Below are 14,939 nucleotides of genomic sequence, written 5' to 3'. Positions count from 1 at the left end.
GTTCAGGCGGCGCGCCGGACCAGCGCGTCGCGCGCGAACTGCGCGATGCGCTCGATCGCGCGCTGCCCTTCGTCCAGGATGGGGGCGTACCAGTGCCAGACGTGAACCATGCGCGGCCAGACCTCAAGCGTGGTGTGCACGCCGGCCTGACTGGCGGCGATCGCGAGCTGGCGTGCGTCGTCGACCAGCGCCTCGTCCGTGGCCACCTGGATCAACAGCGGCGGCAGGCCGCGCAGATCCGCGAACAGTGGCGAGGCAGCTGGCGTGCGCAGGCTGCGCCGACCCAGGTAGGCGCGCGCCATCGCGCGCAGCACGGCGTGGTCGATCAGCGGGTCATACGAAGGCCGTTGCGGATCGCACGACGGCAGGCTGCAGCTCAAATCGGTCCACGGCGACAGGCACACGCCCGCGGCCGGCAAGGGCAGGCCGGCATCGCGCAGCGCGACCAGCGTCGTCGCCACCAGGCCGCCGCCGGCCGAATCGCCAGCGATCACGATGCGCCGCGGCTCAACCCCTTGTGCGTCGATCAGCCAGCGGTAGGCCGCGACCGCATCGTCCAGTGCCGCAGGGAAGGGGTGCTCTGGTGCGAGCCGGTAGTCGAGCACGAATGCCCGCATGCGCCCTGCAGTGGCGATCGCGGCGGCCAGGTGACGGTGCGAGCGTGGCGACCCGATGACGTATCCGCCGCCGTGCAGGTACAGGATGACTTCATCTTCGGCGCCGACCGGGCGCAGCCATTCGCCGCGAACCGACGGTCGGTCGACGATCTCGAGTGCGACCTCGGGACCGAGCGGAAAGGCGTGCTGTGCGCGTTCGTACTGTGCACGCAACTGCGCCAGCGTGAGCGAGGTCTGCGGTGGCAGCCTGGTCAAGCGCTCGAGCAGCCGCTCAATCGTTCGTCCGCTCTCCGCCGGGTGAGGCGCAGCTTCGGTCGGCATGGGCGCAGAAGCGGTCAGGCCAGCCAGCGCTTGCGGCGCCGGTAGTGCTTGATGTCGTGAAAGTCGCGCCCTTCGGCGCCGCCGAGATAGGCGTCTCGGATGTCCGGGTTGTTTTTCATCACCTCGGCCTTGTCGTGCATCACGACGCGGCCGTTCTCGATCAGGTAGCCATGCGACACCACGTCGAGCGCGGCAATCGCGTTCTGTTCCACCAGCAGGATGGACATGCCCTCGTCGCGGTTGATGCGGCGGATGATGTCGAAGATCTCGACGACGATCACCGGGGCCAGGCCGAGGCTGGGTTCGTCGAGCATCAATAGCTTGGGCTGTGTCATCAGCGCGCGCGCGATCGCCAGCATCTGCTGTTCGCCTCCCGACAGGTATCCCGACTTGGCCGTGCGTCGCTGGTGCAGGCGCGGAAAGTATCCGTAGACCTTGTCCATGTTGCGGGCCATGTCGGCGCGGCTTCCGTGCACTGCCGAGGCGGCGATCAGATTCTCGTCCGCGGTGAGGTGCTCGAAGACGCGGCGGCCTTCGAGCACCTGCGCGATCCCGAGCTTGACACGCTCCTGCGGCGCGAACTTTGCCAGATCCTGGTCACGGAACTTGACGCTGCCGCGCGTCACTTCGCCACGCTCGGCTTTGAGCAGGCCACTGACGGCCTTCAATGTGGTGCTCTTGCCGGCACCGTTGGCACCGAGAAGGGCGACCATGCCGCCCTCGGGCACTTCGATGGAAACACCCTTGACCGCCAGGAAGACGTGGTCGTAGATGACTTCGATGTTGTTCAGGGTCAGTGCGTTCACGATCTACTTGCCTGCTTTCGCGTAATCGGCCGAATGCTGCTTCACGGTGCTCCAGACCAGATCGATGTAGTCGGCGAACCAGTCGGTCTGCGGCACCCATTTCGTGCCATCCCACATGTCGATGCGGGTCTTGCCGCCGCCGCCGTGGTCCTTTGCGGTGATCGTCAGCGGGGGCATCAGGCCGTTGGCGTCGTAGTTGCGCAGGCTTTCCATGCCCTTGCGGACCTTGTCCGCGGTCAAGGGGCCGGGGTCGTTCTTCAACGCGATCTCCACGCCCTGGAAGACGGTGGACCAGATGGCCAGCGACACGTTGTAGTAGGTGTCGGACAGGAACTTGCGGTCGCCGCCGCCCTTGCCCTTGTCGTACAGTTCCTTGGTGATTTCGCGCAGCAGCGGGGTGTCGGTGCCGCCGCCGACCACGACGGAGGATCGCTTCGCGCCCTTGGCCGCTTCTGCGCCGAGGTTGGCGATGTCGGTTTCGTTGAGCCAGTTGACGGTGATGAACTTCTCGTTCGGGATGCCGCTGCGTTTCATCTCCTTGAGGACGACGACATTCATCGGCCCCACGCCCCAGTGCACGATCCAGTCCGGCTGGTAGCGCCGAATCTGGCTCATGGCCGAGCTTACGTCGTTGCCCGGCAACGGGTAGGGGAACATCTGGAGTTCGAAGCCCTCGCGCTTCTGCAGCTCCTGCAGGATCGGAATCGGCTCTTGTCCGAACGGGTAGTCGGCGTAGAGGAAGGCGATCTTCGTGCTCTTGATGTTCGTGCCGGCCTGCCGCTTGATGTAGCTGATCATGTTTGCGGCCTGACCCCAATAGGTCGGGCCAAGCGGGAAGACCGACTTGAAGACCTCGCCATCGACCGCGTCGGCGCGACCATGCAAGGCCTGGAGCTGGATATTGCCGTCCTGCATGACGCGGGGCAGCAGCGCGCGCGCAACCGGGGTCGAGAAGAAGTCGAACACGACCACGCCGTCTCGCTTCAGGCGCTCGTAGCATTCCACTCCGCGCTGCGGCTCGTTGCCGTGATCGTTGAGCAGCATTTCGATCGGTCGGCCGCTGATGCCGCCCTTCGCGTTGATCAGCGCGGCCAGGTCGCGCGAGGCCTGCGCGATCTGCGGCGAGATGAAGGAGTAGACCTTGGTCAGGTCGTAGCACTGGCCGAACTTGATTGGCTCCGCCGCACCCGCCGCGTGCGAGGCGGCTAGCACGAGAAGCCCTGAAATGGCGGTCCGCAGTATGTTTCGCATGTCTGTTCCTCCGAAGGTCGCTGTGATCGGTGTGGTTATTTGCCGGACTTCAGGAAGTCGGCCGAATTGGCCTTGACGAGGGTGTCGACCAAGCCCGTGTAGTCGGCAAACCAATCGGTCTGCGGCACCCACTTCGTACCGTCCCACATGTCGATGCGGGTCTTGCCGCCACCGCCGTGGTCCTTGGCTGTGACGGTGATCGGTGCCATGAAGCCCTTGGCGTCGAAGTTCTTGATGCTCTGCATGCCCAGGCGGATCTTGTCGGCCGTCAACGGCCAGCCCTGATTCTTGATGGCGAGCCGCACACCTTCGAACGCCGACGAGTAGACCGCAAGGCCGGTGTTGTAGTAGGAGTCGGCCACCATCTTGCGATCGCCATTGCCCTTGCCCTTGTCGTAGAGTTCGCTGAGGATCGACTTCACCAACGGATGCTCGGCGCCGCCAACGACGACCGTCGAGCGCTTCAGCCCTTTCGCCGCCGCGGCGCCGAAATTGTTGATGTCCACCTCGTTGATCCAGTTGACGGTGACCATCTTCTCGATCGGTATCCCGTTGCGCTGCATCTCGCGGAAGCTGATTGGGTTCAGCGGGGAGAACGACCAGGTGATCACCCAGTCGGGCTGAAACCGCCGCATCTGAGTGAAAGCGGCGCTCTGGTCGGTGCCCGGCACCGGGATCGGGAAGGTCTGGTACTCGAAGCGTTCGAGCCGCTTGAGCGCTTCGAACACCGGCGTCGGCTCACGGCCGAAAGGCGTGTCGAGGTACAGGAACGCGACCTTCTTGCCTTTCAGGTCGCCGTTCGACTGCTTCTTGATGTAGCTGATGATGTTGGCGGCTTGGCCCCAATAGGTCGGTGCCAGCGGGAACACGTTCTTGAAGACCTCGCCGTCCACTGCGTCGCCGCGACCGACCAGCGGCTGCAGGAGGATGTTGTTGTCTTGCGTAATCCGCGGCAGCACTGCCCGCGAAACTGGTGTGGAGAAGAAGTCAAATACCATCACGCCCTGGGTCTTGAGCCGTTCGTAGCAGTCGATCCCGCGCTGCGGCTCATTGCCGTGGTCCTGCACGATGATCTCGATCGGGTGTCCTTCAATGCCCCCCTTCGCGTTCAGGACATCGGCGTAGTCCTTGACCGCCTGCGCGAGCTGTGGAACGGCCGCGACGTAGATCTTCGTCAGGTCGTAGCACAGGCCGAACTTGATCGGGTCTGCCGCCAGCGCCGTTTGGCCGAAGGCCGTTACGGCAATCGCACCGATCACGCACTTGAGTTGCTTGAGACGCATGGCATTGGCTTTCGTTGACAGTTGCAGGGCAGGTTTGCGAGAAAGGGGTGGGTGAAGGTCGGGGTCCGGGCGCCGAAGCGCTCGAACCCCTTGGCACTTACTGGCCGGCTTTGGAGAACTCGGCCGAAGACTTCTTCACGGTCGACCACACGAGGTCCGAGTAGTCGGACGACCACTGGGTCTGCGCCACCCACTTCGTGCCGTCCCACAGGTCGATGCGGGTCTTGCCGCCACCGCCATGGTCCTTGGCGGTGATGGTCAGGGGCGGAACCAGGCCATCGGCGTCGAAGTTCTTGATGCTTTCCATGCCCTTGCGCATCTTCTCCGGTGTCAGCGGCCACTTGTCGGCCTTGATGGCGAGGCGCGCGGCCTCGAACACCGGGGCGTAAATCGACAGGCCGACGTTGTAGTAGGTGTCACCCAGGAACTTGCGGTCGCCATTGCCCTTGCCCTTGTCGTACAGCTCCTTGGTGATCTGCTGCATCAGCGGATGTGCCGTGCCGCTGACGACGACCGAGGACTTTCGCAGGCCCTTGGCGGCGTCGGCGCCGATGTTGGCGAGATCGACTTCGTTGAACCAGTTGACGGTGACCATCTTGTCGAGCGAGATGCCGTTGCGCTTGGCTTCCTTGGCGGCCACCACGTGCATGGCCGAGAACGCCCAGTGAATTACCAGGTCGGGCTGGAAGCGGCGCAGCTGCGACCAGGCGGCCGACTGGTCACTGCCGGGCAGCGGGTACGGGAACAGCTGGAGGTCGAAGCCTTCCCGCTTCTGCAGTTCCTGCAGCACGGGAATCGGTTCCTGGCCGAACGGATAGTCGATGTAAAGGAAGGCGATCTTCTTGCCCTTCAGACTGTCGCCCGATTGCTTCTTGTAGGCGCCCACGATGTTGGCGGCCTGGCCCCAATAGGTCGGGCCGAGGGTGAATATCCACTTGAACACGTCGCCGTCGACGGCGTCGCCGCGACCGGCCAATGCCTGGACCATGACGGTGCCGTCCTTCATCGCGCGCGGCAGCACGGCGCGCGAAACAGGGGTGGACAGGAAGTCGACCGTGATCGCCCCCATCTGCTTGACCTTCTCGTAGCACTCGATGCCACGCTGCGGCTCGTTGCCGTGATCCTGGACGATGATCTCGATCGGATGGCCCTCGATGCCACCCTTGGCGTTGAGCACTTCCGCGTAATCACGCACCGACTGCGCGATCTGCGGCGTGATGAAGGTGTAGGCCTTGGTGAGGTCGTAGCACAGTGCGAACTTGATCGGTTCCGCCGAGATGGCGGGTTGCTGCGATGCGAGCAGCAACGACGCCGCACTCAGCAGCAGTTTCAGCGGTTTGAACATGGAACGTTCTCCTTGCATTGATGGACATGGAAAAAGGGGGGCGGGGCTGAAATCGCGTCCGGTGAGGACGCGTCGACACTACTTTCTCTCATAGCCGAAGGGCCAGTAGATCAAGTAGTTGCGAACGTTCGAGTAGATCTTGGCCAAGCCAAGGGGTTCAAACAACAGGAAGCCGATGATCAGCACGCCGTACAGCAGGCTGGGAATGTGCGCCAGCAGTTCGATGCCGATCTTCAATTGCATCGCATTGGCCGCGGCGAAGATGAGGTTGGCGACAATGCCTGGCAGCAACAGGATGAAGGCCACCCCGAAGTAGCAGCCGATCACGCTGCCGAGGCCGCCGACGATCACCATGGCCAGCACCTGGATCGAGACGTTGACCGTGAATTGCTCCGGCGTCACCGCGTGATAGAAGGTAAAGATCAGAATCGCGCCGCTCACGCCGCCGATGAAGGACGACATCGCGAATGCCGTCAGCTTGTAGTAGAAGCTGTTGACGCCGATCACCGCCGCGGCGAAATCTTTCTCGCGCACCGCGACCAGCGCGCGGCCGAGGCCGGTGCGGCGCAGGTTCAGCATGAACAGCGTCACGAGCGCACACCAGAACAGCGCGACGTAGTATTGGCCCGCGTCGGACACCACCTGCATGCCCAGCAGCCGCATGGGCGGCGCCTGAATCGTGGCCTGGGTGCCGCCGCTGACCGCCGGCACCTTGTTGATCACCCAGTCCAGCACGAACTGCAAGGCCAGCGTGCTCAGCGCGAGGTACAGGCCGCGCACGCGCAGCGCGGTGATGGCGAACGCGCAACCGATGACGGTGGCCACGACGCCGGCCAGTACCAGGGCGATCTCGAACGGGATGCCGCCGCGTGTGGCATGCACCGCGGTGTAGGCGCCGATTCCCATCACGGCCGCGTAGCCGAAGTGGAACTGGCCGGCCCAGCCCAGGATGAGGTTGAGCCCGAGCGCGGCCCCGGTCCAGATCAGCCAGGGCAGCACGTAGCTCTTCAGGTACAGCGAGCTGATCACGAACGGCGCAACGAGGCCGACAACGAGCAGCACGCCGATCTGCCAGCGGTCGAAGGGAATCGGGAACAGCCTTTGGGCAGCCCGATACGTGGTGTGGTGGGTACCAGCCTGACGGTAAAACATGGAATTCAGATCCTTTGGATGTCTTCGCGGCCGAACAGGCCGTGGGGCCGGATCAGGATGGTGAGAATCAGCGTTGCTGCGACGACCAGTTCACGGCTTCCGCCGCCCACCAACCGGTCGAGGTAGCCCGACGCAATGCCTTGGAATGTGCCCATCAGCACACCGGCCACGACGGCACCGCCGATGCTGTCCAGCCCGCCGAGAACGGCCACCGCAATGCCCATCAGCAGCAACTGCGACAGCGACTGGTCGACGCCCTGGATCGAGCCCCACAGCACGCCGGCGAACGTGGTCACGACGGACGACATCGCCCATGACAGGGCCACCCCCCGTTCGACCGAGATGCCAACCGACCACGAGGCCGTGTAGTCGTCAGAAATCGCCCGCAGAACGATGCCCATGCGGGTGCGGAAGAACAAGACGAAGAAGCCGAACAGCAGCAGCGCGACGATGCCGCCCGCGAGGTAGGAGCGATTCACCAGCACATCGCCAAGGAACAGCGGATCGGACGTGATGCCCAGCGGAATGACGCGATTGGTGCCACCCCAGGCGACCAGCGCCGCCGCCCGGACGAAGATGTCGATCGCCAGCGTCATCATCAGGATCATCATCAGCGGGCGGCCGGCGAGGCGGCGCAGCGCGACCCGCTCGATTCCCATGCCGATGATGAACATGATGACCATCGCGACCGGCAGCACGACCCAGAACGGCATGTGCAGGACGTCGAGCACCGCCATGGTCACGTAGGCACCGAGCATCGCGAGTGCGCCTTGCGCGAGGTTGGGCACCGACGACGACTTGTAGATCAGGACGATCCCGAGCGCGACGAGCGAATACATCAGGCCCGACAGGGCTCCGTTGATCGCCAGTTCGGCGAATAGTGCGAAATCCATGTCAGACGTTCTCCACCGAAAGCTGACGTTCGATCACGCCGGTTTCGCCAGTGTCATAGGTGATCTGTGCCTTCATCACCACCGAGTCGGCGTTCGAGTACAGCGCGTCCATCACGACGAGGTAGCGTTCCTCGATCACGTTGCGACGCAATTTGCGGGTGCGGGTGATCTCGCCGTCATCGGGATCGAACTCCTTGTGCAGGTTGGCGAAGCGCCTGATCTGAAGCGGCTCGGGCAGCACGCGGTTGACGCGCCGGATCTCCTCGACAACGAGCTTGCGCACCTCGGGCTTTTGCGAGAGATCGGCGTACGAGATGTAGGCAATGCCGCGCACCTCGGCCCAGTGGCCGACCGCTTCGCTGTCGATGCAGACGATCGCGGTGAGCGCGTCGCGCCCCGCGCCGATTACCGCGACATCACGCACGTACGGGCTGAACTTGATCCGGTTCTCGATGTAGTTCGGGATGTAGCGCTCGCCCTTCGATGTGTACACGACCTCGGCCAGCCGGCCGAGCACCACCAAGTGACCATTGGGTTCGATGTAGCCCGCATCGCCGGTGTGCAGCCAGCCGTCGATCAGCGTCTTGGCGCTCGATTCGGGGTTGTTGAAATAGCCGCTGAAGATGCTGCCGGAGCGCACCAGGATCTCGCCGTCGTCGGCGATCTTGGTCTCGACGCCGGGCAGCGGCCGACCCACGGTGTGCAGCTGCACCTCGTCGAACGCTTGGACGGCATTGAACGCGCTGCTTTCGGTCTGGCCGTACAACTGGCGCAGGTTGATGCCGAGGGCCCGGTAGAAAAGGAAGGTGTCCTCGCCCATCGCTTCGCCGCCGGTGAGCGCCGTGCTCATGCGGTTCAGTCCGAACTGGTCCTTGAGCGGGCCGTACAGAACGATCTCGCCGATGCGTGTCATCAACCGCTGCATCGCGCTCGGCGTCTTGCGGTCGAGCCGCAGGCGCTGGACCGTCACGCCGAGGTCGATGAAATAGTCAAACACGCGTTTCTTGAGCGGCGTGGAGTCGGCCATGCGCACCCGGATCGTCGTCAGCAGGTTGTCCCAGCTGCGCGGCGCCGCCAGATACACCGTCGGCGCGATCTCGCGCAGGTTGTGCAGCACCGTTTCCTGGCGCTCGGGGATGTTGATCGTGAAGCGCAGCCCGATGCCTGCCGCCATGGTCACGGCGAAGTCGCCGATCCAGGCCATCGGCAGGTAGGCGAGGATCACTTCGTCGAAACGGAACACCTTGCCGCGGTAGGCGTTGCCCACGCCGGACAGCAGGTTGCGGTGCTGCAGCACCACACCCTTGGGCTTGCCCGTGGTGCCGGAGGAGTGCACGAAGACGGCCGGGCCCTCGGGCACGGCCCGCGCGACCAGCGATTCGCGCAGCGCCGGTTCGGCCTGGAGGCGGCGTGCGCCGGCCGCGCGCAGCTCGTCCCAGGACACCAGGCCTTCGGCCTTGTAGCCACCCATGCCACGCGAGTCGTCGTAGATGATGTGTTTCAGCGACGGTGCGTTGCTGCGCAGCTCGAGCAGCTTGTCGACCTGTTCCTGGTCTTCGGCCAACGCGAACCGTGCCTGTGCCTCGCTGGCAAAGTGCTCCACTTCGTCTGGGTTCGCGTCCGGATACACCGGCATCGCGTAGCCCTTCAGCGCGGAGGCGGCGAGCATGCCCAGATACAAGCGGACGCGGTTGTCGCCCAGGACAAGCATCGCGTCGCGCTCGACAAAGCCCCGCTCCTCCAGGCCCGCAGCGATCTCGAGGACCTCCTCGAGCATCTGCGACCAAGTGAATTCCTGCCAGATGCCGAGTGCCTTCTCACGCATGGCCACACGGTCCGGGTGCGCCCGCGCGTTGAGGGCCAGCAGCCGCGGCAGCGTCGTGTGTTCGCTGAGGTCCCACTGCGAGGCAGAACCCGCCACGAGCGTCGTTTGGTCACGCTGCATGCTTGTTCGCCTTCCCCAGGTAGGCTTCGATGACGCGCGGATTGGCGACCACGTCCCGTGGCAGCCCGGTGCCGATGATCTCGCCGTAGTTCAGGGCCATGATGCGGTCGCAGATGCCGAGCACGACGTCCATGTGGTGCTCGATCAGCAGCACCGTGATGCCGCGTTCGTCGCGCGCGTCGAGAACGAAGCGGGCCATGTACTCCTTTTCTTCCTGGTTCATGCCGGCCATCGGCTCGTCAAGAATCAGGAAGCTCGGCTCGGCCACCAGAGCGCGTGCCAGCTCGACGCGCTTCTTCAGGCCGATCGGCAGCGTTTCCACCATGTCTTCGCGGACGCTCTGCAGCTGCAGGAACTCGATGATCTCTTCGACCATGCGGCGGTGGGCGATTTCCTCGGGCTGGGCCAGCCACGGGTAAAAAACTGTCTTCAGCACGCCGGGATTGAGGTGAACGTGGCGGCCAAGCAGGATGTTGTCGAGCACGCTCATGCCGTTGAAGAGCGCCAGGTTCTGGAAGGTGCGGGCGACGCGCCGGCGGGCCACGTTGTGCGGCTTCATTCCGGTGATGTCGGTGCCGTCGAGCAGGATGCGGCCCTTCTGCGGTGGGTAAAAGCCCGTGATGGCGTTGACCAGCGTGGTCTTGCCGCTGCCATTCGGACCCACCAGACCGAAAATCTCGCCGCGATCGATGCGCAGGTCGACGCCGGTCACGGCCACCAAGCCGCCAAAACGGCGTTCGAGCCCTTGACATTCGAGCACCGGTACGGCCGCGGCGACGCCGTCGGCGGCCATCATGGAGACACCCCTTCATTGGGCATTACCTGCCTAATGTTAGGCGAATTCCTTGGGCGAGTGGGCATTCGGGTAGTCTCCATGCTCCTGATCAAGGAGCAGATTTGATAATTTTCTACAGGACGACGGGGTCTGAGCGGAATGCTTTTACACTCCGAAGACAATACGCGTTTCTAACAAGCGTTCGACAGAGTGTCAATGAGCGCATGCCCCACTGGTTCGCGATCGTAGGCTCACTAGACTGAATCGCAGTCAGCGCAATCCCTGAGCGCTGATGCCCATGGAGCGCCTAGGCAGCGCGACCTGCACGCTGAGCATCGCGGCGAGCGCGCTCGACGTTGCGCTGGCCTAAACCCAGGAGCGCCAGCAGTTCGGCAAGCCGCCGGTCGACTTCCAGGCGGTGCAGTTGCGGCTGGCCGAGATGAAGATCGACGTCGAGGCGGCCCGCCTGCTGACCCACCGCGCCGCGCAGGGTGCCGACGAGGGGCTGCCGTCGCTGCTCGACACCAGCGTCGCCATGTGCTTCGCCAACGAGGCGGTGCGCCGTGTGGTCGCGAACGGCGCGCAGGTGATGGGGCGTCAACATCACCGGCGAGCTGATCGGCCGCCGGTTTTCGCGGCGCTGAGACGAATCCAAGGAGTACAGAGATGCGTGCAGACCGTGATTTCGGCTTCACCGACGAGCAGCTGATGCTGCGCGACGCAGTGCGCCAGTTCGTGCGCAAGGAAATGCCCGATTCCTACGCGCGCCAGTGCGACCGCGAGAAGATCGCGCCGCTGGCGGTGTTCGACAAGATGGCCACACTGGGCTGGCTGGGCGTGGCGATCCCCGAGGAGTACGGCGGCTCGGGCCTGGGTTTCGTCGAACTCGGCATCATCCAGGAAGAGCTCTCGTACGGCCTGCTGGAACTCGCGGTGCTGTTCTATCGCGCCACCGTGCACGGTGCGCATTCGCTGCTGACCTACGGCAGCGAGGCGCAGCGCAAGAAATACCTGCCGCTGATCGCGGCCGGCAAGTTCAAGTCGTCGATGAGCCTGACCGAGCCGAACGCGGGTTCCGACGCCGCAGCCGTCCGCACGCGTGCGGTCCGCGACGGCGACCACTTCGTCATCAACGGCGCCAAAGTCTTCAACTCGCAGGTCGATCTCGCCGACCGCACGGTGCTGGTCACCCGCACCGACCCCGACGCGCCGCAGCACAAGGGCATCAGCCTGTTCTTCGTCGACCCGAAGAGCCCGGGCGTGACGATCGAGCGCCTGGAAACGCTGTCGTTTCGCGCGGTCGGCACCAACCGCGTCACCTACGAGAACGTGCGCGTGCACCAGGACGACTTGCTGGGCGAGCTCAACGGCGGCTGGAAGCAGCTGATGACCAACCTCAACAAGGAGCGCTTCTCGCTCGCGGCGCAGGTCACCGGCGCGGCGCAAGCCGCGCTCGACTGCGCGCTTCAGTATGCGAAGGACCGGGTCCAGTTCGGCCAGCCGATCGCCAAGTTCCAGGTCATCCAGCACAAGCTGGCCGACATGCAGATCGCGGTCCACACCTCGCGCCTGCTGACCTACGACCTGGCGCGCCGGCTCGACGCCGGCGTCGAGTGCCGCAAGGAGGCATCGATCGCGAAGGTGCACACCACCGAGGCGTACTTCCGGGTCGCCGACGAGGGCATGCAGATCCTCGGCGGCTATTCGCTGACGCCGGACTTTCCGATGGAGCGCCACTACCGCGACTCGCGCCTGATGCGCATCGGTGGCGGCGCCAGCGAAGTGATGCGCAATTCGATCGCCAAGGATCTGGGACTGTAGGAGACACCGTATGCCCATCGACACAGCGCGCGCTGCCCGGCCACCGGCCGCCCCAATCTCCGAAGCGGAGCGACACGCCCGCCGCGAACTCGCCGCCTGCTACCGCCTGGCCGACCGGATGGGCTGGTCCGACATCATCTCGGCCCACATCTCGCACCGCGTGCCGGGCGAGCCCGGGCACTACCTGATCAATCCGTACGGGATGCTGTTCGACGAGATCACCGCCTCGTCGCTGATCAAGACCGACGCCCAAGGCACGATCCTGAGCGCGTCCGAGTATCCGCTGAACCCGGCCGTGCTGGTCATTCACGCGGCCATCCTCGAGGCGCGCCCCGACCTGAGCTGCGTGATGCACCTGCACACCCGCGACGGCACGGCGGTGTCCATGCAGGAGCACGGCCTGCTGGCGGCGTCGCAGCACGCACTGGTGGTCTGGGACAAGCTGTGCTATCACGAGTTTGAAGGCATCGCGCTCGACGACGACGAGAAGCACAGCCTGGTGCGCGACCTCGGCGCCGACAAGAAGCTGATGCTGCTGCGCAACCACGGGACCATCAGCTGCGGCGCGACGATGGGCGAAACCTTCATGCTGATGTACCAGCTCGAACGGGCCTGCCGCATGCAGGTGGCCGCGCTCGGCGGCGGCGCGAAACTGTACCCGATCGCGCCGGCGGTGATCGCCAAGAGCGCAGCGCAGGGCACGGAGATTTTCGGCAAGGGCGGCTTCGTGCCGCTCGGTCAGAAGGAATGGGCGGCGCTGCTGCGCAAGCTCGACCGCGAAGACCCCGGCTACCGCGACTGAACCCGCGCCGCACGAACCCGACCAGGAACAGACAATGACCCCGTTCAAGACAATGATCACGGCGCTGATGGTGCTGGCCGCGGTGGCGACGGATGCCGCCGCACAAGCCTATCCCAACAAGCCGATTCGTCTGATCGTGCCGTACGCCGCGGGCGGCGCGACCGACCTGATGGCGCGCTCGATCGCGCAGAAGCTCGGCACCGGCCTGGGGGTGCAGGTGATCGTCGACAACCGCGGCGGCGCCGGCGGCAACATCGCTGCCGAGATGGCGGCCAAGGCGCCGCCGGACGGCTACACGCTGTTCTTCGGCGCCACCGGCCAGCTCGTCATCAACCCGGCGTTGTACGCGAAGCTGAACTTCGATCCGATGAAGGACTTCGCGCCGATCGGGCTGGTCGGCCAGTTGCCGCTCTTCCTGACGGTGCCGGCAACGAGCCCGGTGAACTCGGTGGCCGAACTGGTCGCCGCAGTGCGGGCCAAGCCGGACAAGTTCAACTACGGTTCGTCGGGCATCGGCGGCACGACCCACCTGGCGATGGAGATGCTCAAGGCGCACACCGGCATGAGCATCACGCACGTGCCCTACAAGGGCACGGCCGCAGCCGTCAACGACATGCTCGGCGGCAGCCTGCAGGTGATGTTCGACGCTTGGGCCACGACCGGCACGCACGTGCACTCGGGCAAGCTGCGCTTCCTCGCCGTCAGCTCGGCGGCGCGCTCCTCGTTCGAGCCGAAGGTGCCGACGGTGGCCGAGTCGGGCTATCCCGGTTTCGACCTCGGTGTCTGGTATGCCCTGCTGGCGCCCGCCGGCACGCCGCCCGACGTGATCGCGCGCCTCAGCGCCGAGACAGCGAAGGTCACCGCGCAGCCCGAGCTGAAGCAGATCTTCGCGACGATGGGCATGGAGCCGATGACCGGCTCTGCCGAGCAGCTCGGCAGCTTCATGCGCTCTGAGGCGGTGAAATGGGCCAAGGTCGTGCGCGATTCGGGCGCGAAGGCCGAGTAGGACTGCCACTGCGATTTGCAAGGAACCATCCCCATGGGCATCACGGTCAAGAAGCTCTCGTACGGCATCGGCGCCGAGATCGTCGGTGCGGATCTCAGCCGTGCGATGAACGACGCGGACATCGCACAGATCCGCCAAGCATGGATCGAGAACTGCATCCTGCTGATCCGCGGCCAAGACATCACGCCCGAGCAGCACATCGCGTTCAGCGCGCGCTTCGGGCAGCTCGACGACCACGCGGCGCTCTACAAGTACCGGCACCCGCGGCATGCCGAGATCTTCATCGTCACAACCCGGCCCAACGCCGACGGCAGCCCCTCGGACACGCGCGAGACCGGCGTCAACTGGCACTCCGACCTCTCGTACACCACGCGACCGGCGATGGGCTCGCTGCTGCACTGCCTGGAGATCCCGGAGATCGGCGGCGACACGATGTTCACCAACATGTACCGCGCGTACGACTCGCTGTCCGACGGCTTCAAGACGCTGATCGAGCCGCTGCAGGCGGTGCACGACTACGCCTGGGCGATCCACGACACCGAGAAGGGCCGCAACAGCGCGACGGCCGACGCCCACAAGAAGGTCAACCCGCCGGTCGTGCAGCCGGTCGTGCGCGTGCACCCCGAGACCGGCCGCAAGGTGTTGTATGTGAGCGAAGGCATCACGACCCACATCGCCGGCATGACGCCGGACGAGAGCCGGCCGATCCTGAAGACGCTGTTCGAGGCTTCGGTGCGGCCCGAGTTCACCTACCGGCACCACTGGCAGCTGCACGACATGATCCTGTGGGACAACCGCTGCGCGATGCACAAGGCGCTGCGCGACCGCATGCCGGGGACGTATCGCCACATGCATCGCACCACCGTGGTCGGCGAGCCGTCCGGCGCGCTCTACCAGGGGTCGGCATGACCGCCTCGAAAGG

General features: G+C 64.9%; 13 protein-coding genes and 1 pseudogene. 5 read left to right on the top strand and 9 right to left on the bottom strand.

Annotation, left to right across the window (positions count from 1 at the left end):
• Nucleotides 1-2 precede the first annotated feature (2 nt).
• From ACWH49_RS01275 to ACWH49_RS01235, 9 genes are all read right to left on the bottom strand, one after another.
• On the bottom strand, nt 3-872 hold the full coding sequence (locus ACWH49_RS01275) for an alpha/beta hydrolase (RefSeq protein ID WP_448169806.1): 870 nt from the start codon (nt 870-872) through the stop codon (nt 3-5).
• Between the two features lie 80 nt (nt 873-952).
• Nucleotides 953-1,744 (bottom strand): ABC transporter ATP-binding protein, encoded by a 792-nt coding sequence (locus ACWH49_RS01270; protein WP_448169805.1) that lies wholly within the window; start codon nt 1,742-1,744, stop codon nt 953-955.
• A gap of 3 nt (nt 1,745-1,747) precedes the next feature.
• A complete protein-coding gene (locus ACWH49_RS01265; protein WP_448169804.1) occupies nt 1,748-3,127 on the bottom strand; it encodes an ABC transporter substrate-binding protein in 1,380 nt (459 codons plus the stop codon).
• A complete protein-coding gene (locus ACWH49_RS01260; RefSeq protein WP_448169803.1) occupies nt 3,031-4,278 on the bottom strand; it encodes an ABC transporter substrate-binding protein in 1,248 nt (415 codons plus the stop codon). Before ACWH49_RS01260 ends, ACWH49_RS01265 begins: the two co-directional genes overlap by 97 nt.
• A gap of 97 nt (nt 4,279-4,375) precedes the next feature.
• Complete coding sequence (locus tag ACWH49_RS01255; protein ID WP_448169802.1) at nt 4,376-5,623, bottom strand: ABC transporter substrate-binding protein; 1,248 nt, start codon at nt 5,621-5,623, stop codon at nt 4,376-4,378.
• Nucleotides 5,624-5,701: 78 nt separating this feature from the next.
• A complete protein-coding gene (locus ACWH49_RS01250; RefSeq protein WP_448169801.1) occupies nt 5,702-6,775 on the bottom strand; it encodes a branched-chain amino acid ABC transporter permease in 1,074 nt (357 codons plus the stop codon).
• A gap of 5 nt (nt 6,776-6,780) precedes the next feature.
• On the bottom strand, nt 6,781-7,668 hold the full coding sequence (locus ACWH49_RS01245; RefSeq protein WP_448169800.1) for a branched-chain amino acid ABC transporter permease: 888 nt from the start codon (nt 7,666-7,668) through the stop codon (nt 6,781-6,783).
• A gap of 1 nt (nt 7,669) precedes the next feature.
• Nucleotides 7,670-9,613, bottom strand: coding sequence for an AMP-dependent synthetase/ligase (locus ACWH49_RS01240; RefSeq protein ID WP_448169799.1), 1,944 nt, complete (start codon nt 9,611-9,613; stop codon nt 7,670-7,672).
• On the bottom strand, nt 9,603-10,409 hold the full coding sequence (locus tag ACWH49_RS01235) for an ABC transporter ATP-binding protein (protein ID WP_448169798.1): 807 nt from the start codon (nt 10,407-10,409) through the stop codon (nt 9,603-9,605). The genes ACWH49_RS01240 and ACWH49_RS01235 overlap by 11 nt, the downstream gene beginning before the upstream one ends.
• A 364-nt stretch (nt 10,410-10,773) precedes the next feature.
• Between ACWH49_RS01235 and ACWH49_RS01230 the strand changes: the two are divergent.
• From ACWH49_RS01230 to ACWH49_RS01210, 5 genes and pseudogenes are all read left to right on the top strand, one after another.
• Nucleotides 10,774-11,097 (top strand): annotated as a pseudogene (locus tag ACWH49_RS01230) (acyl-CoA dehydrogenase family protein); the annotation flags it as partial.
• Complete coding sequence (locus ACWH49_RS01225; protein ID WP_448169797.1) at nt 11,055-12,209, top strand: acyl-CoA dehydrogenase family protein; 1,155 nt, start codon at nt 11,055-11,057, stop codon at nt 12,207-12,209. The pseudogene ACWH49_RS01230 and the gene ACWH49_RS01225, both read left to right, overlap by 43 nt.
• 10 nt (nt 12,210-12,219) lie before the next feature.
• A complete protein-coding gene (locus tag ACWH49_RS01220; RefSeq protein ID WP_448169796.1) occupies nt 12,220-13,011 on the top strand; it encodes a class II aldolase/adducin family protein in 792 nt (263 codons plus the stop codon).
• Nucleotides 13,012-13,045: 34 nt separating this feature from the next.
• Nucleotides 13,046-14,017 (top strand): Bug family tripartite tricarboxylate transporter substrate binding protein, encoded by a 972-nt coding sequence (locus tag ACWH49_RS01215; RefSeq protein ID WP_448169795.1) that lies wholly within the window; start codon nt 13,046-13,048, stop codon nt 14,015-14,017.
• Between the two features lie 33 nt (nt 14,018-14,050).
• Nucleotides 14,051-14,926: a TauD/TfdA dioxygenase family protein gene (locus tag ACWH49_RS01210; protein WP_448169794.1), complete on the top strand. Its 876-nt coding sequence runs from the start codon at nt 14,051-14,053 to the stop codon at nt 14,924-14,926.
• Nucleotides 14,927-14,939: the final 13 nt, after the last annotated feature.

This window comes from Rhizobacter fulvus (assembly GCF_964020785.1).
The sequence above is the reverse complement of the archived record's forward strand: the minus strand, read 5'-3'. Positions and strand labels throughout refer to the sequence as shown.